The 19,103-nt window shown below is 33.8% G+C and carries 15 protein-coding genes; 13 read left to right on the plus strand and 2 right to left on the minus strand.

What is annotated here, in order from left to right:
- Positions 1-68: 68 nt before the first annotated feature.
- The 13 genes from ABZC13_RS08835 (at position 69) to ABZC13_RS08895 (ending at position 17,132) form a co-directional block, all read left to right on the plus strand.
- Positions 69-977: a hypothetical protein gene (locus ABZC13_RS08835; protein ID WP_373002543.1), complete on the plus strand. Its 909-nt coding sequence runs from the start codon at positions 69-71 to the stop codon at positions 975-977.
- Between the two features lies 1 nt (position 978).
- Complete coding sequence (locus tag ABZC13_RS08840; protein ID WP_373002545.1) at positions 979-4,485, plus strand: ATP-binding protein; 3,507 nt, start codon at positions 979-981, stop codon at positions 4,483-4,485.
- A complete protein-coding gene (locus ABZC13_RS08845) occupies positions 4,486-6,156 on the plus strand; it encodes a CheR family methyltransferase (protein ID WP_373002547.1) in 1,671 nt (556 codons plus the stop codon).
- Positions 6,156-7,427, plus strand: coding sequence for a diguanylate cyclase domain-containing protein (locus ABZC13_RS08850; RefSeq protein ID WP_373002549.1), 1,272 nt, complete (start codon positions 6,156-6,158; stop codon positions 7,425-7,427). Before ABZC13_RS08845 ends, ABZC13_RS08850 begins: the two co-directional genes overlap by 1 nt.
- Positions 7,412-9,247 (plus strand): HD domain-containing phosphohydrolase, encoded by a 1,836-nt coding sequence (locus ABZC13_RS08855; RefSeq protein WP_373002551.1) that lies wholly within the window; start codon positions 7,412-7,414, stop codon positions 9,245-9,247. The genes ABZC13_RS08850 and ABZC13_RS08855 overlap by 16 nt, the downstream gene beginning before the upstream one ends.
- A gap of 19 nt (positions 9,248-9,266) precedes the next feature.
- Positions 9,267-9,821 carry a YqiA/YcfP family alpha/beta fold hydrolase gene (locus ABZC13_RS08860; protein ID WP_373002553.1) on the plus strand — a complete coding sequence of 185 codons (555 nt, stop codon included), beginning with the start codon at positions 9,267-9,269 and terminating at the stop codon, positions 9,819-9,821.
- A 99-nt stretch (positions 9,822-9,920) separates the two neighbouring features.
- Positions 9,921-10,358 carry a CoA-binding protein gene (locus ABZC13_RS08865; protein ID WP_373002555.1) on the plus strand — a complete coding sequence of 146 codons (438 nt, stop codon included), beginning with the start codon at positions 9,921-9,923 and terminating at the stop codon, positions 10,356-10,358.
- A gap of 2 nt (positions 10,359-10,360) precedes the next feature.
- Entirely contained in the window at positions 10,361-11,566 is a 1,206-nt protein-coding gene (gene ilvA, locus ABZC13_RS08870; RefSeq protein WP_373002557.1) for a threonine ammonia-lyase, read from the plus strand.
- A gap of 2 nt (positions 11,567-11,568) precedes the next feature.
- Positions 11,569-13,695 (plus strand): WD40 repeat domain-containing protein, encoded by a 2,127-nt coding sequence (locus ABZC13_RS08875; protein ID WP_373002559.1) that lies wholly within the window; start codon positions 11,569-11,571, stop codon positions 13,693-13,695.
- Positions 13,696-13,784: 89 nt separating this feature from the next.
- Entirely contained in the window at positions 13,785-15,479 is a 1,695-nt protein-coding gene (locus tag ABZC13_RS08880) for an acetolactate synthase large subunit (protein WP_373002561.1), read from the plus strand.
- Positions 15,479-15,955 (plus strand): acetolactate synthase small subunit, encoded by a 477-nt coding sequence (ilvN, locus tag ABZC13_RS08885; RefSeq protein WP_373002563.1) that lies wholly within the window; start codon positions 15,479-15,481, stop codon positions 15,953-15,955. Before ABZC13_RS08880 ends, ilvN begins: the two co-directional genes overlap by 1 nt.
- 3 nt (positions 15,956-15,958) lie before the next feature.
- Positions 15,959-16,909, plus strand: a complete 951-nt coding sequence (lpxD, locus tag ABZC13_RS08890) for a UDP-3-O-(3-hydroxymyristoyl)glucosamine N-acyltransferase (protein ID WP_373002565.1) — start codon at positions 15,959-15,961, stop codon at positions 16,907-16,909.
- A gap of 19 nt (positions 16,910-16,928) precedes the next feature.
- Positions 16,929-17,132, plus strand: a complete 204-nt coding sequence (locus ABZC13_RS08895; protein WP_373002567.1) for a hypothetical protein — start codon at positions 16,929-16,931, stop codon at positions 17,130-17,132.
- Between the two features lie 23 nt (positions 17,133-17,155).
- Here the strand turns inward: ABZC13_RS08895 and ABZC13_RS08900 are convergent, their stop codons facing one another.
- Positions 17,156-18,322: a pyridoxal phosphate-dependent aminotransferase gene (locus tag ABZC13_RS08900; protein ID WP_373002569.1), complete on the minus strand. Its 1,167-nt coding sequence runs from the start codon at positions 18,320-18,322 to the stop codon at positions 17,156-17,158.
- A 77-nt stretch (positions 18,323-18,399) separates the two neighbouring features.
- Entirely contained in the window at positions 18,400-19,101 is a 702-nt protein-coding gene (cysE, locus tag ABZC13_RS08905; protein WP_373002571.1) for a serine O-acetyltransferase, read from the minus strand.
- Between the last annotated feature and the right edge of the window lie 2 nt (positions 19,102-19,103).

Here is a 19,103-nt window from a genome sequence, read left to right on the forward strand (position 1 = left end):
ATGAGACTTTTTAGCTACTTTTATTAATTGTTAATTAATATATGTGTATATTAAGTTAAAGGACATTTATGCGACAGATTGTTTTAATCTTTTTACTTACCCTTGGCCTGTTCGCCAAAACGATAACTCCAAATGAAGTTTATGCTGAGGCAATGCTTATTTCAGATGAAACACATTTCTTACTTAAACATTATGGCATCAAGCATGATCATGATGGCATTGTAAGTCGTACTGCTATAAAAACACAACTCAAACCACGCAATGTTTGGCAGATGACTTATGAGATAGCTATTAAGATTAATATTCTTAGGACTGCTCATAAGTTACCTGTTATAGAACCGGTTAATATGCCTCCTGTACTTAATTTAAACCCTGATCTGGTATATGAACAGACACAAAGAATATTGACTGAGATAAAGATATTTAAATATAGAATGGGCATAAAAAACAGAGAGTTAAAGGAAAAAATATATACAAATAAAACACCATTGGATGTTTTTAATCTTCTTCGAAAAATCAGTGCTTCTTTTGATGAACTAAATCAAGCAGAGTTTACACCATCTTATGTATTTGGTGAAACAATGCGTGTATATGATGATCTAACCGAAATTCTGGCGCATCTAAAAATAAAAGATAATACTGTTCCAACAGCCAGAAATGATAAAGCGACGCCAAAAGACACATTTAAAGTATCTATGAATGTTTTAACAATGATAAAACAGATACAGTTTTCTATGGGGATAGAGAGCGTTGATTTTTCAGTCTTTAAAAAAGATGAGCTAACACCAAGTGATGTCTTTACTATGAGCCAAATGATTATAGCCGAACTTCAAACTATTAAGGCATATATAGGGTTAGAGCACTATATAACACCTGCTGCTACAACTTACACAGGTAAAACACCTATAGATGTTGAGCAGTTGATGAATTGGAACCTTAGAAAAGTATCGCTTATTGATATAAAAGCAGGGAAATAATATGAATTTAAACATGTCACTGCAAAATAAGATATTTTCTATTTTTATTGTTGTGTTAATTATTGGTATTGGCTTTGTTGGATGGTATGGTTATAAAACTGCTTCTGATGGCTATATTGAAAGTGCCTATGAGCTTAGTGAGCGTGATACAAATAATCTTACTATTGAGATAGAAGGAAACTTGGGGCATGTTACAAAAGATGCACTCTATATAAAAGAGTTTTATGCCCTTAAAAGATATATGATCTGGAAATCAATGTCTGTAGGTACAAAAGCACAAATGTGGAAAGATGTATTCTCAGATGCACTGCTGGACTTTTTAAAAGCACAAAAAGACTACTATAAAATCAGAGTAGTTGATTTAGACGGAAAGGAATTGCTTGTAGTCAAATATGATGAAAAGAGTAATAGTGCTTATCTGTTGGCAGATTCAGAGCTTCAAAATAATAGTGGAATGGACTATTTGGAAGTACCTAAGACACTGAAAAAAGATGAGTTTTTTATATCAGATATGAATCTAAATATTGAATATGGAAAAGTTGAACAACCTTTTATACCGGTTGTTAGATATTCTACCCCTATTATCAGTGATAATGGAAATATGATAGGAGTCTTTGTAGCAAATATCTATGCGCAGAATATACTTGATATTGTTAAGCAAGCGTCTATTAATAGCGCTAAAAAAGGTTTTTCTTATTTTTTGATAGATAAAGACGGGAATTATCTCTTTAATGAAGACGAGAGTAAAATATGGGGTTCTCAGATAAAAGGAAAGACAAACTTTAATGATGATCATTTTAATCTAAAGAAGCTTATGAAGGACAAATCAAAAGGAACTTTTATACATAACAATAAGATTTACTCCTATCGCGCAGTTCATCCACTGAAGCAAAACAGTGACAACTATTGGTACGCAATTTCAAGCGTGGATACGGATATAGCACTTGAGAAGTTAGATAATTTTAAACAGTTATTTATTTTAATCTTACTATTTGTAGTAATTATTAGTTTCTTTATTATTAAGTTTTATCTATTAAAAATAACAACTCCATTAGCTCAGGTAACTTCTCAATTAAAAGCACTATCAAGGGGTGAAATTAAAAAAGAAGAGATCAATTATAAAGGTAATGATGAAATAAGTGAGATTGTAAATTCGACTCAAAAAGTGATAGATGCTATTGAGACAACAATATCCCAAGCTAATGCAGTTGCAGATGGTAACTTCTCTAAGGAGATAGAACTTCTTGGTAAGAATGATCAGCTTGGTCTTGCAATTACAGATATGACAAAAAGATTAAAAGAGATTACCAGCCTTGCAGAAAAGCTATCTACCGGCAACTATGATACAAAAATCATCGCAAAAAGCGGTGAGGACAGACTTGGCATGGCATTAATCGATATGATTAAATATCTTGAAGTAGTAGCGAGTGTCGCTGAGTCTATTGCTGAAGGTAAGATTGATGTAGATTACAAGATAGTCGGTGAGGAAGACAGGTTAGGTATTGCAATGCTTGAAATGATTGGTTACCTAAGAGGAATAGTATCTCAAGCTGATGCCATAACTAAAAATGACTTTTCTCAGAGTATTGAAGTTAAATCAAAAAATGATGAACTCGGTATTGCTCTTGGCGTCATGACTGATATACTACAAGAGAATGACACAAAAAATAAAAATGAGATATATTTTAGTGAAGGTATTGGTGAGTTTAGTGATAAACTTACAGGTATTAGCGATACTATGGAACTCTCTAAAAAAGCTATAACAATGGCAAGCAGATATGTAGATGCTTGTAGTGGTGTCGCATATATTTATGATAAAGAAAAAGGTGAACTTGGGCTTATTGCATCTTACTCATTTAATCCAAAAGACAGTTCTTCAAATATATTTAAACTAGGAAATGGAGTAATTGGGCAAGTTGGATTAGAGAAGAAATCCATTCTTCTTAAAAACGTAGAAAATGAGCACTATGATGTGAAAACCGGTACAACTCTATCAAAGCCCAAGGAAGTATTTGTTCTTCCTCTTATTCATGAAGGAGAACTCTTTGGTGTTGCAGAACTTATGACTTTTGAGAGTTTCAGCAAGGTGCAAAAAGATTATCTTAAAAAGGCCTCTGAAATCTTTACAACATCACTTTTTGCTGCTACTCAAAATATGCAGATAAAAGTCTTACTTGAAGATTCTAAGCGAGCTTATGAAGAACTGCAAGTGCAGAGTGAGGAGCTTCAGGAATCAAACGTTCAGATGGAAGAGCAACAGCAACAACTTACTCTTCAAGCTAAAAGTATGAAAATTAAAAACGATGAACTGCTTCAGGCTAAAGAAGACCTTGATAAGAGAGCGGACGATTTAGAAAAAGCTAGTAAATATAAAAGTGAGTTCTTGGCAAACATGTCGCATGAACTTCGTACCCCACTTAACTCGATTATATTACTTTCAAAACTTCTTACTCAAAATAAGAAAGAGACATTAAGTGATAGTGATGTGTCAAAAACTTCGGTTATACATAAAGCCGGTAATGACTTACTACTTCTTATCAATGATATTTTGGATTTAAGTAAGATAGAATCTGGAAATATGGAACTAAATGAGAGTGAATTGGACACTAGCGAAATCAGAGAAGAGATTGAAGGTCTTTTCTCTGAAGTAGCAAAAGAAAAAAATCTAAATTTTGAGATAAGAGATAGTTTTAATAGAAGTTTTATAGTCGATAAGACAAAACTGCTTCAGATTATTAAAAACCTTCTTTCTAATGCATTTAAGTTTACAAAATCAGGAGAAGTTTCTCTTTCTATATTTAAGAAAAATAGAGATATAGTTTTTGAGGTATCAGATACAGGTATAGGTATTCCAGAAGCTAAACTAGCCCTTATCTTTGAAGCGTTTAAGCAGGTTGATGGAAGTATAAGCAGAGAGTATGGCGGAACAGGGCTTGGTCTTTCTATAAGCAAAACATTCATAAACATGATGGGTGGACGTATAGAAGTAGATTCAAAAGAAGGCATAGGCTCCAGCTTTTTAATAATTATTCCAATTGAAAGAGTTGACTCTGAGAAAGAAACTCCAAGCAAGGCAGAAATCACAGATATTATTCTTGCAGATGATGAGATAGAGTTATTTGACAAAGAACTTTTAAAGGCTAAGAACATCCTAATAGTAGACGATGACAGTAGAAATATTTTTACACTCTCTTCAGTAGTTCAAGAACTTGGAGCTGATACATACAGTGCCTTAAACGGTGAAGATGCATTTAAACTTCTAGAAGAGGAAGAAGCAAATATGGATGTTATTCTTATGGATATTATGATGCCTATTATGGACGGATTAAAAACCATTGAGAAGATTAAAGCAGACGAGAGATTTAAACATATTCCTATCATCGCAGTAACTGCAAAAGTAATGAAAGAAGATAAGAGAATGTGCTACGAAGCGGGTGCAAATGATTATCTTGCTAAGCCGATAGATCAAAATGCTCTGATATCTATGTTAAAAGCGTGGAGCAAGTAGTTGTTAAAGTTTGTAAAGCAGGGCAGAGAGTGCAAGATAGAGATATATGACAATGTAAGCAGTGAAGAAGTTCTACAGCTTAAAGAGCTTTTAGATGAAGATTTTTATCTCTTTAGCATAAACTTTACTCGTATATATAATATTCCTGCTTCTCTCTCTGAACTACTTTATGAATACACAGAAGTTCTACAAAAAAATATAAACATAGTCGTAAATAAAAGTAGACTCTCTAAATATTTGAACTATATAGGTCTCAATGGTATATTTGTATCTAAGATAAAAGATAGACAAAGTACAAATCCAAATATTGATGTAATAGCTATTGGCGGAAGTGCAAATAGCAGTGCAAAGATTATAGAGATACTATCAAATATAGATACAACAAAGTTTGCAATTTTTTTAATCCAGCATATTGATCCTCTAAAAGATGGCATCTTTGATGAGATATTAGAAAGCTACGTAGAGAGTAATATCTTTTATGCATCTCAAGGAATGGATGTAAAAGTAGGGCAGATATATTTGGCCTCTAAAGATAGACACATGACAGTTAAAGATTCTAAAATACATTTAGAAGATTCTGCTCTTAAAAATGGAGCAAGACCATCTATATCTGTTAGCTTTGAATCTTTGAGTCAAGAGTATAAAGAGAACTTTTGTGGAATTATTACTTGCGGATATGCAACAGACGGTGTTGACTCTCTTGCAACTCTAAAAAGGAACAACTCCGTTATCCTAGTTCAGAACCCTGATGATTGTGAGGCCAGTTCAATACCTAAACAGGCAAAGAATCAAAAAATATATAACTTTGTATTTGACACAAGAGATATGGCTTTTTATCTAAGATGCATGAGTCTACAATATGATACTCTTGATGAGTGGATAACTTTTCTTTTTGATGAAATATACATTAGATATGAGTACGATTTTAGACTTTACCAAAGAGATTCTGTGAAGAGAAGAGTTGAGCAGTTTATGATAAAGCATAGAATAGTTGACGTAAAGACATTTGTAGTATTAGTTATCTTTGACAAGTCTGCATTTAAATCTCTTTTTTTAGACCTTTCCATAAATGTAACAGAGTTTTTTAGAGATGTAGAATCTTCTAAAAAAATGATTGAAATCATCAAAAAAGAGCACAAAAATCGTTACAATATAAAAATATGGAGTGCAGGTTGCAGCAGTGGAGAAGAGGTTTATTCTACGGCTATTATCTTAAATGAGTTGGGACTACTGCATAAGAGCATACTGTATTCAACAGACTTTAATCCAATAGTAATTGAAGAAGCAAAAAATTCTATTTACTCAATAGAGCGCTTTAACAAGGCAAAAAAAGCTTACGGGCAGCTTGGCTTTAAGATGCCGCTAGAGAACTATTTTGAGATAAATACAAAATTTGTAAAAGTAAAAGAGTATGTAAAACAGAATGTTCTGTTTTTTGTACATAATTTAGAAAAGGACAGTGTGTTTAATGAGTTTGATATGATAGAGTGCAAAAATGTAATGATTTATTTTAACGAAGAACTAAAGCAAAATATCTTTAAGATGTTTTACGATTCACTAAAGTTTGGCGGTCATCTACTTTTAGGACCAAGTGAGAAACTACCTGTAAATTTTGAAGACAGGTTTGAAGCATGTGATGATATAAATAAGATATATAGGAAAGTGGCTTAATGAAGAGAATTTTATGTGTTGATGATATAGAAACAAATCTTTTTACTTTAGAAGCTTTATTTGAGACTCATCAAAGTGATAAATATGTTGTAATTACAGCGATGTCCGGAAAAGAAGCACTAGAGATTTTACTTTCTCAAAAAATAGATATGATACTGCTTGATGTAATGATGCCAGAACTTGACGGCTATGAGACTGCAAAACTTATTCTTAGCAATAAAAAGACAAAAGAAATCCCGATTATCTTTATAACAGCGAAAAAAGATCAAGATACAATCTCTAGATGCTACGATGTTGGTGGCGTTGACTATTTGAGTAAGCCATATAATGAGCAAGAGTTGTTTGTAAGAATAAAGTTTCATCTTGATATGGTTGAAAATAAAAGAGTTTTAGAAGTTGAAAAAAAATTTACTCAAGATATCTTGGATATGCAAGATAATTTAGTCGTTATTTCAGATGGGAAGAAGGTTGTAAAGATAAATAGAGCTGTAACAAAGCTTTTTTGTCTTAAAAGCATTGATGACTTTATAGCTCAACATACATGTATTTGTCACACCTTTGTACATGAAGATGGATATTTTCATTTAGGTTTAGTAAATGATGATGAGCTTTGGATAGATGTTTTACTAGAACAATTAAAATCAAAAGATGTCCTCGTCTTAATCAATGATATGGAAAATTCACAATTAAACTCATTTGATATAAAAGCAAAAGTTTTTGGAAAAGATTTTCTTGTTACATTGACAGATATAACATCATTTGATGCCGAGTCAAAATATAATGAACATGAAGCTTCTTATGACAGTTTGACAAATATATACAATAGAACCAAGTTAAATGATCTATTTTATCAGCATATAGAAAAAGCAAAAGCCAGTAATGATACTTTTGCCTTTATTATGCTCGATATTGACTACTTTAAGTCTGTTAATGACAATCATGGACACTTAGTCGGAGATGCAGTTTTAATACAGATGACAAACCTTATAAAAAAGCATATTCGAGATAGTGACATTTTTGCAAGATGGGGTGGAGAAGAGTTTGTACTGCTTCTTCCACATGTAGATTTGAAAAAGGCTGAGGAAATAGCGAATTATTTAAGGGCTAAAATAGAAGCAGATAAGTTTCCAGAAATAGGCAGTATTACATGTAGTTTTGGTGTTACGTGTTACAAAGATGTGGATAGTATAGACAGTATCATTAAAAGGGCAGATACAGCTCTTTATGGAGCAAAAGATGCTGGAAGAAATACAGTATGCATAGTCAGCTAATAAATAACTACAACATCCTGTGTGTTGATGATAATCAAAATAACCTTTTTACACTAAGCGCACTGCTTGAAAATAGTGGCAATATTAATGTCATAGAAGCTTTGGGCGCAAAAGCAGGACTTGACAAGCTACTTTTAGAAAAAATTGACCTTATTTTACTAGATGTTCAGATGCCTGAGATGAACGGTTTTGAAGTAGCAAGACTTGTAAAAGCAAACAGGAAAACAAAAGATATCCCTATTATTTTTGTAACAGCCGTCTTTAAAAGTGAAGAGTTCATAAAAGAGGGCTTTGAGATAGGAGCTGTTGATTATTTAACTAAGCCTATAGATGATAACCAACTACTAAATAAGATAATGCTTTACTTAGAGATATTTGAAAAAAATCATAAGATTATGCAGAGTGAGAAAAAGTTTGTTGATATAGCTCAGAGTATTGGTGACGGTATTTATACTCTAGACCTAAACAATAAGGCCACTTTTATAAATAATCAGGCACTTAATAAGCTTGGGTTTGACTATAGAGAACTTATGGGAAAAGAGATTCATGATTATATTCACTATAAAGATATTAATAACAGAGCTATAAAATCCAGTGAGTGTAAAATTCATAAAGCTATGATTAGTGGAGAAGCTTATAAAGATGACAATGAATATTTTATAAAAAAAGACGGTAGCTTTTTACCTGTCTCTGTCCTTGCTACACCTCTTCATATAGACAATGAGATTGTTGGATCAGTTACGGTCTTTAGAGATAACACAGAAAAAGAAAAGATTCTCACACTAGAAAAAGAAAAGATTAAAAATCAAGAGCAGATTATTCATTCTATGATTGATATGATTGAGTCTCGTGACTCTTATACAGCCGGTCATACAAAAAGAGTTGCACACTATTGTGAGCTTATAGCAACCGAGATGCAATACTCTAAAGATGATATAAATCTCTTAAAAAAAGCAGCTTGGTTACATGACATAGGAAAAATATCTACACCTGACAGTGTACTTCTTAAGCCAAACAAATTAAATAAAGTAGAATATAAACTTATTCAAGAACATTTATCAAGTGGTTATGAGATGCTAAGCAAGATAGATGACTATAGAGTTATTGCAGATATTATGAGAGAGCATCATGAAAAGTACGATGGAAGTGGATATCCAAGAGGTTTAAAGGCAGATACTATTATGCCTTTAAGCAGGATCATGATAGTTGCAGATGCTTTTGATGCCATGACAACTAATAGGGTTTATAAACCTAAAAAAAGTCTATCAGTGGCACTTCAAGAATTAGAAGATCTTAGCGCTGAGCATTTTCATCCAGAAGTAGTTGAGGCTTCTTTAAAGGCATTAGCTAATATAGATGTAAGCGATGATACTTCTCAGCTTCCTAAGACATCCATGGAAGAGCATAGATTTTCTTACTTTTACAAAGACAGACTTACTGATCTTTTTATTATTGACTACCTTTCTTTGATTTTAAGATACCATTTAAATTCTGACTCTGTATATCTATACAGTGTTAAACTTCATAATTTTACTCAATACAACAGAACGCTTGGCTGGTCAAATGGCGATAAATTTCTTATCTCTTTCGCAAATTTTATAGATAATCTTTACGATAATACTGTTGTATTTAGAATAGAGGGCGATGACTTTATGATCTTGAGTGAGGTCAAAAGAGCAACGTTAAAAGAAGATATCCTTGAAAGTGATATTTTAAAAGATACACAGCTTGGTCTTGGTGTTAGTGAAAAATATATTGAAAATATTAGAGAAAAAGATCAGAAAACTCTATCTGAAGAGTTTAAAAAAGACCTTAGTTAGTAGATGCAAGGAGTAGATAATGATTATTTATATTCATGGCTTTAGTGGAAGTGGAGAAGGTGTTAAAGCCAGAGCTTTTAGAGAGTATTTTAAAAATCAAGGTGATAGCTATATTGCTCCATCTTTATCTTATGTTCCAGACTTGACTATAAAAACTTTAGAAGAACTAATTGAGTCATATGGCAGAGATGTAAAGCTTATCGGCTCTTCTCTTGGTGGTTTCTACTCTATCTATTTAGCTAATAAGTATAATTTAAAAGCAGTTCTTATAAACCCCTCAATACACCCATATGTGACACTTAAACAAGTGCTAGGCAGTGCTCCAAGTTTTTATGATGACAGTAGTTTTACGTGGACAAAATCTCATATTGAGATGCTAAAAAAGTATGAAACAAAAGTACAAAACCAGAGTGACTTTATGCTTTTGGTTCAAAAAGGTGATGAGCTTCTTGACTATAAAGAAGCAGTGGCTAAACTTCCAGATGCCAATATATATGCAGAGGATAGTGGTAATCATAGCTTTGTTGGAATTGATAGATACTTTGATGATATAAGAAGTTTTTTCGGGCTTTGATAAGTATGATTTATAAATTACTTTATGAATTTTCGATATAATCTCTTCAAAAGTACACTACTATTTTAATATATTAATAATTATGATAAAGGATAAGATATGGAATGTGAATTTCCTTCAGTTAATTCAAACAAACAAGAGATAAAAGAAATTTTTCAAGAGGTTAATACTATCGCTGTTTTAGGTTTGTCCCCAGATCCGGAAAAGCCAAGTCATAGAGTCGCTAAATACTTGCAAGAAGAGGGCTTTAAAATAGTTCCTGTATATCCTAAAGAAGTTACTATCTTAGGTGAAAAAGTATACAGGTCACTTGCCGAAATCCCATTTCCTGTCGATATGGTAGATATATTCAGAGCAGCTAAAGCTCTAGATGCTGTAGCAGACGCATGTATAGCCAGAGGTGATGTAAAGGTTTTTTGGGCTCAAAAAGAGATAGTAAATAATGCTGCAGCACAAAAAGCCAAAGATGCTGGGATGAAAGCCGTACAAAACATGTGTACGATGATAGAACATGCAGCACTAAATGAAGGTCAATAATATTGTTAAATATAAATAAAATTTACGAAGCAAGAGAACGCATAAAAGATGTTATTGTTGAGACACCTTTTGCATACGCACCATACTTAAGTGAGATGTCATCGAGTGAGGTTTATCTTAAAAAAGAGAATCTTCAAGTAACAGGTGCTTTTAAAATAAGAGGTGCTTACAATAAAATAGCTTCTCTTACAGAAGCTCAAAGAGCCTGCGGTGTAGTAGCGGCAAGTGCCGGGAATCACGCTCAAGGAGTCGCTTTATCCGCTTCAAAATTTAAAATACGTGCAGTAATCGTAATGCCTGAGTCAACACCACTTACTAAAATTGATGGTGTTAAGTACTACGGTGCAGAAGTTATCTTGGCAGGTGCAAATTATGATGAAGCATATGCTTATGCACTTGCATATGGAGAAAATAACTCTTTAACTTTTGTTCATCCGTTTGAAGATGAAGAGGTCATGGCTGGTCAAGGTACTTTAGCTCTTGATATATTAGATAGTTGCAATGATTTAGACGCTGTAGTTATTCCAGTAGGTGGCGGTGGTCTTATCGCAGGTATGGCAACGGCTATTAAAAGTATCAATCCAGACATAGAAGTAATCGGGGTAAGTGCAAAAGGTGCTCCAGCTTTTAAGAATTCATATGAGCTTAAAAAACCTGTTGACAGCCTAAGTGTTAGAACTATTGCGGATGGTATAGCTGTTCGTGATACATCTGAAATAACACTCAAGTATGCTCTTGATAATGTAGATACTTTTGTGAGTGTTGATGATGAAGAGATAGCAAGTGCAATTTTATTTTTACTAGAGAAGCAAAAACTTGTTGTTGAAGGTGCAGGAGCTGCTTCTGTAGCCGCAATGCTTCACAGAAAACTAGATCATCTTAGAGGTAAAAAAGTAGCATTAGTTCTTAGTGGCGGAAATATGGATGTAACTCTACTTTCTGTCATTATTGAAAAAGGTCTTTTGAAATCTGGCAGAAAAATGAAAGTAACAGTTACATTAATAGATAAACCAGGTTCATTGATGAGATTTACAGAGTTGCTTAAAGAGCTAAATGCAAATATTGTACATATTGCTTATGATAGAACTTCAATCTCCCTAGATTATGGTGATGCTAACGTGACTGTACATATGGAAACAAAAGGCGAGGCACATCAACAAGAGATTAAAGATGTTTTAAAAAATGAAGGGTATCTTAGAGATTATTGATTATGCAAGCAACAAAAGAAATGAATTTTAAAGAGGCTATTATTAAGATTAAGATTCTTGATGATGGTAAACTTTTAGTTGTTGATTCTAAGACTGTAGTTCGGTTTTTAGACTTAAATACTCTTAGTACAATTTCTGGGTTTAAGGGAGGTATATCTCACCTTAGATTTAAAAATCATGTCGTTGACTTTAGCAGTGATGCAAGTAAGTTCGTGGTATTAAATGAAAGTTGCAGCGAAGCTCTTCTTTTTGATACTAAAAGCAAAAAAGTTCTCACAAAAATAGATAGACATCACGGTGAAGTTAGCTGTGTTGCTATTGAGCCTAAGAATAAATATATGTTCACAGGTGGTGATGATGGAAAGACTTACGCCACTGATATGGGAAATAAAAAAATTGCCTTCACTCTTCCAGTTCACGTTGATACAGTAAATGATATAGCATTTAGTGAAAATGGACAGTGGGTAGCCACTGCTAGTTACGATAAAAAAGTTCAAATATTTAATATGACAATGATGGCTAGAAAGCATAGACTTGTAGCACATGCAAACCCTGTTATGAAAGTTCATTTTTTAAGTGAACATAGACTTGTTAGTATTGATAAAAAAAGTAGTGCAATAATTTGGGACTACTACAGTGGTAAAGTGATTACAAGACTTGAAGGCATCCATGATGATGTACTGCATATTACAACAGATCGAGATGGAAAGTTTTTATTTTTAGGAACGCAATTAGGATATATCTTAGTTTATGAGCTTGAGAGCTATAAGATTCTATCAAAAAAATATATTAAACTTACATCACCTATTACTGCCTTGAGCTTTGATAAAAACAGTAATCACCTGATTGTTGGAACTCAAAGTGGTGACCTTCTTTTTTATAGTATCTACGAAGGTGTAGACTATATAAAAGAACAACTAAAAGTAAAAGATTACGAAGCTATTCAAAGATATGTTGAGCAAAACCCACTTTTAGCATATACAAAGATCTATCAGCTTGTTATAAACTTATGGGATACAACTTTGAAAAAAGCAAAGCTTTCATTAGAGGCAGGTGATAAGCAGACAGCTATAAATCTTTTTAAACATTTTAAAAATATACCTTCGAAAAACTCTATTATGCAAAAAGTTATGCTTGAGTATGAAGAGTTTGACAGATTTGCTATGCTTGCAAAGCAGGGTAAACTTGCGCTTGCTTATTCTTTGGCCCTAAAGCATCCAATGTATAAGGACTCAAAAGTTTATAAAACTCTTGAAGCTGCTTGGAAAAAAGCATTTGCTGCAGCACAAAAACAAGCTATAGACCCTAAAGGTGCAGATATAGCACGTGAAATATTAGCTCCATATAGAGGGATAACACAAAAAACAAAACTTATACAAGAGCTCTTAACAAAAAGTGAAGTATATAAACGTTTTAGAATAGCAATTGGTCAAAAAGATTTTATAATAGCATTTGAGCTTATTAAACAACATCCATTTTTGAAAGAATTTTCTGATTATGAAGCACTAATCAGCTATGCAGATTCTCTTTATATCAATAGTCAAAAACTACTTCAGGTAGGAGATACTCATTCTGCAATAAAAATCCTTAGAGTATTAGTTGATTTTAGTGATTTTACTGAAGAAGTAAAAGCGTTAATGAGAGATATAGAAAACAAGCAAAAATTTTACAATGCTATTGAAGATGGTGACTCATCTGCCGCGTATAACCTTTTATCAATTGATGATGAACTACAGGAATCTGAAGATGGAAAAATGTTGCAAAAAGAATGGAATGATGATCTTCTAAAGGCAAATGAGTATGCACTTGAGGGTAATGTTAAAAAGTTAAATGAAGTTTTGAAAAAATATATGAAGATTAGCTCTAAAAATAATGCTTTGGCAAATATATATGGTTGGTGCTATATGGCTCAATTAGAACATGCCGTAGAGAGTAAAAAAGATCAAGCTGTTATTGAAAACGGAATAAAAAACTACATTTTATACTTCGGATTGCAAGAACAAATAGAGAGTTTCTTTCATATTTTCAAGCAAAAATATCCACGTACAAAGCTTACTCTTGATCTCCAGACTAAGGGCTCTATAAGCATGTGGAGAGCATCTATGATTGTGAAGTCTATCTTAGATTAGGTTTAATCTCTTAAAATCTCACTCCATTTAACCTCTAATATAGCTCCCTTTTTGTATAATTGGCGAATTTTTTATTAGAGGAGACTTTTATGCAGATTAGTGGCGCACAGATGGTCATTGAAGCTTTAATCGCGGAGGGAGTAGATACAGTATTTGGCTACCCTGGTGGAGCGATTATGAATGTCTACGACGAGATTTATAAACAAGATAACTTTCAACATATTTTGACAAGACATGAACAGGCTGCAGTACACGCTGCAGAAGGTTACTCAAAGGCTAGCGGTAAGGTTGGCGTTGCCATGATTACTAGTGGTCCAGGGTTTACAAATGCAGTAACTGGTTTGGCAGATGCTTATATGGATTCTATTCCACTAGTTGTAATTAGCGGGCAGGTTCCTATGAGTCTTATCGGTACAGATGCATTTCAAGAGATAGACGCAGTTGGAATAAGTCGTTCATGTACCAAACATAACTATCTAGTGACTAATGCAAGCGATTTGCCTCGTGTACTAAAAGAAGCATTTCATATAGCAGCTACTGGTCGTCCCGGTCCAGTCCATGTTGATATTCCAAAAGATGTTACAGCAGAGATTGCAGAGTTTGATTACTCTGTTGAAGTTGATTTAGAGACTTACAAACCTCATGTAAAAGGCAACCCGCGTCAGATTAAAAAAGCTATGGAAGCTATTGCAAAGGCAAAGAGACCACTTTTTTATCTTGGTGGCGGTATCATCAATGCAAATGCTGCTTATGAGGTTAGGGATTTAGTAAAGCGTACCGGGATTCCTGCTGTTGAGACATTTATGGCAAGAGGAACACTTAGCCACGACGATGAACTACTAATCTCTATGCTTGGTATGCATGGTTCTTATGCTGCAAATATGGCCATGAGCGAAACAGATCTAGTTATAGGTCTTGGTGCAAGATTTGATGATCGTGTTACAGGTAAGCTTTCAGAGTTCGCTAAAAATGCTGGAGTTATACATGTAGATATAGATCCGGCATCTATCTCTAAGCTTGTTAATGCTGATTACCCAATTGTCGGCGATGTTAAAAATGTTGTTATTGAGATGCTGGAATCAGCTTCAAAGATAAATGCGGCTAAGTATGAGGGTTGGAGAGATACCATTAAGAACTTTAATGAGCTTCATCCTTTAACATATCATGAAGATACAGATAGAATTAAACCTCAATGGGTAGTTGAGCGAGTTGGTGAACTACTTGGAGATGATGCAAACATCTCTACTGATGTTGGACAGCACCAGATGTGGAGTGCACAGTTCTATCCATTTAGTCGTCCAAGACAATTCATAAGCTCTGGTGGACTTGGTACTATGGGATTTGGTTTTCCTGCAGCAATGGGTGTTAAAGCAGCATCTCCTGAAAAAACTAGTATTAACTTTACAGGTGATGGATCTATTTTGATGAATTGTCAAGAATTAATGACAGCAGTTGAGAAAAAATTACCGGTTGTCAATATTATTTTAAATAACAATTATCTTGGAATGGTTCGTCAGTGGCAAACACTTTTTTATGATAAACGTCATAGTGAAACAGATTTGAGTGTTCAGCCTGATTTTGTAAAGCTAGCAGAGGCATTTGGCGGTATAGGATACAGAGTTACTACTAAAGAAGAATTTGATGCAGCTTTAAAAGATGCAGTAGAGAAAGATATTGTCGCATTTATAGATGTTGTTGTTGAGAGACTTGAAAATGTTATGCCAATGGTTCCTGCAGGCGGATCACTGTTTAACATGATGTTATTAGAGAAAAAGGAGAAGTGATGACTGAGATTAGTGAAAGAAGAGTTATTTCAGTTATTGTTGTTAATGAGTCTAGTGTTTTATCCCGTATTACGGATCTTTTCTCTGCTAGAGGTTATAATATAACTTCATTGACAGTTGCTCCTATTCCTGAGAGTAAATACTCAAGATTGACAATCGTAACTTCTGGGTCAGTTAGAGTTATTGAGCAGATTACTAAACAACTTCATAAACTTATTCCGGTTTATAGAGTTTATGAGCATGCTGATCTAGTTGAAAAAGAGATGGCAATGATAAAATTTCCTGTAACTGAAAATATTACAGATATCAATACTCTGTGTGAAGCCTATAATGGAAAGATTGTAAATGTTGGTGAAAATATAATTATTGCGATGGTCGCAGATGAACCGAAACGTGTTGAAAACTTTTTAAAGATTATTAAGAGATATAATCCTAAAGAAATAGTTAGAAGTGGTGCTGTAGCACTAGAAAGATAAGTTATGACTCTTAGTTCTATAGCATTAATATTAGAGACTGAATTTGACTCTAATGATATAGAAATAACTGGTATGAATGCACTAAAAGATGCTACTTCTACGGAAGTCTCTTTTGTTGCTAATTCTAAATATATAAAAGATATACAAACTACAGAAGCTGCTGCTGTAATTGTTCCTGCATCGCTAGTGGAACACGTTCCTTCAGGATGTGTTGCTTTAGTTGTAGAAAATTCTTACTGGTCAATGGCTATTCTCTCGCAACATTTTGCACCTCTCATTGAAGATGATAAACTTCCACTTGCTGAGATTGGCGAAGGTAGTAAAGTTTCTCAGAAAGCTGAAATAGCAAATGGTGCTAAAATTGGCAAGAACTGTACAATTTTGGCTCATGTTTATATTGGTGCTGAGGCTGTTATAGGTGACAACACTGTAATTTATCCAAATGTAACAATCTACAGAGACTGTGTCGTTGGTAGTGATTGTATGATACATGCAAACACGGCTATAGGTGCTGATGGTTTTGGTTTTGCTACAAATGCACAAGGCGAACACAAAAAGATATACCAAAATGGAAACGTAGTCATAGAAGATGATGTAGAAATAGGAAGTAACGTAAGTGTTGATCGTGCTGTATTTGGATCGACTCTTATTAAAAAAGGTGTTCGCATCGATAACCTTGTTCAAATAGGTCATAACTGTGAAATAGGCGAATATTCAGTATTTGTTGCACAATCAGGTAGTGCCGGTTCAACTAAACTAGGACGTAATGTTGTAGTTGGTGGACAGTCTGCATTTGCAGGACACTTGGAGATAGCACCATTTTCTACATTTGCTGCAAGAAGTGGTATTACAAAGAATATTACTGAGAGCGGCTTAACTTTTGCTGGTTTCCCTCTGATGGATCACAAGTTATGGTTGAAACTTCAGGTTAAAATAGCTAGACTATTGAAATAACTAATAAAAGGAATATATAATGTCAACAACGATTGCATTAAGTGGAACTAAAAAAGGTGTTATTTCGATTGCTAAGCTAGAAGAGCCGTATGGAAAAGATAGCGGTACAGTGGCTAGTATCGGTATTTCTTTATCCGGAAACGTAGATGCTCCTGAGTGGAAAGTCCATCTTCCTCTGGATAACTTGGATGAAGTTATAGAAGCGTTACAAGCTTTAAAGTAGGATAAACCTACTTTAAAATCTAATTATTTTAAATCACCTACAAATTCAGCAATTCTAGCAATACCAGTACGAATAGTATCGATATCTGTTGCAAAACTCATTCTGAAGTAGCCTTCACTACCAAAAGCAACGCCTGGGACTACAGCAACAAGTTTTTTATCTAATAACTCTTTTGCGAATGTAAGTGAATCAGAACTCACTTCTTTAATATTTACAAATAAATAGAATGCTCCATCAGGCTTTACAGCACTTAAGCCATCTATTTCATTTATAAGCTTAACGGCTTCATCTCTACGCTCTATAAACGCTTTTCTCATCATCTCTATATCAGCATCAGCTCTACCGTCCAAGCCGGCTATTGCGGCTTTTTGGGTGATTGTATTGATGTTTGAAGTACTTTGACTCTGTAGTTTTTTAGTTGCTTTGATAAGATCTGTATCTGCAGCTGCCATATAACCAAATCTCCAGCCAGTCATTGCTACTGATTTGCTTAGACCGTTAATAGTAACGGTTCTTTTGTACATATCCTCACTAACAGCTGCGCAAGAAGTAAATGAACCCTCATAAGTGAGTTTTTCATACATCTCATCAGAAGCTACGATAATATCAGTTCCTTCTAAAACTTTTCCTAGTTCAATTAGTTCTTCTTTTGTATAGATAGAACCTGTAGGGTTTGACGGGGTAGTCAGGATAAGCATTCTCGTCTTAGGTGTGATTGCAGCTTTTAATTGCTCAGGAGTTATTTTAAAAGAAGTCTCATCAAAAGTTTCAATTTCAACTACTGTACCACCACAGTAATTAACTAACTCAGGATAAGTAACCCAGTATGGAGCAGGAATAATAACTTCAGCACCATCTTGAATAGTTACTGAAAAAAGATTAAAAAGAGAGTGCTTAGCACCATTGTTTACCATAATTTGGTTTGGAGCATAAGTTAAGTTATTATCTCTTTTTAGTTTTGCAGCAATAGCTTCTCTTAATTCAATGATCCCATCAACAGCAGTATATTTTGTAAAGCCCTCATTTACTGCTTCAATAGCAGCATCTTTAATTACCTGAGGTGTATTAAAGTCAGGCTCTCCTGCAGAAAAACTTAGGATATCTTTTCCTTCTGCTTTTAATTCCTGTGCCAAAGTTGTAATAGCAATTGTAATAGATTCAGATAGTGTGTTAACGCGGTCAGTTAGCATAAAAGCCTCCAATAAAATATTGGTGACATTATACTAAAAAAATAGTATATATTAGTTTATACAAGTAGTTTTAGGGTTTAACTCTTCATAGCTTTAATAAAAGATTCATAGATGTGTTCTAGTTCTAAATCTTCTTCAAGTACATTTTTGTTGTCTTCAACTAATATGTGTTCTAAAACTGCGACCCTTTTAAGTAGGTACTCAAACATTTCTTTGTTGATATCTGGAAGCATATTATGCATAAATGGATCTTTACATCTTCCTTTTTCAATTACATGCGCAGGAATACCTATGGCAGTTGAGCAATCTGGAACTTCTTTAACAACAACAGAATTAGCACCAATCTTAGCATACTCACCAATAGTGATATTACCAAGTACTTTAGCACCTGCACCGATAACTGCACCTTGTTTAATAGTTGGATGACGTTTACCATGAGTTAAAGATACACCGCCTAGAGTTACACCTTGATATATTAGTACATCATCTTCTATGATAGCTGTTTCCCCGATAACAACGCCAACCCCATGATCTATAAATACTCTTTTTCCAATAGTTGCAGCTGGGTGAATATCTATAGTAGTAACCATTTGATTGAAACCCATAATAATTCTTGCAAGTCTTTTGCAATTGGCATTATGAAGTCTATGTGCTACTCTATACCAAGCAATTGCCCAAACTCCAGGATAATTAAAGATAAAATCTAGTTTTGAGTTTAGGGCAGGGTCATTCTTATAAGCATTTGAAAAGTCTTCTTTTATATCAGTATAAAGTCCCATAT

This window comes from Sulfurimonas sp. (genome assembly GCF_041563035.1).
Taxonomy (GTDB): Bacteria; Campylobacterota; Campylobacteria; order Campylobacterales; family Sulfurimonadaceae; genus Sulfurimonas.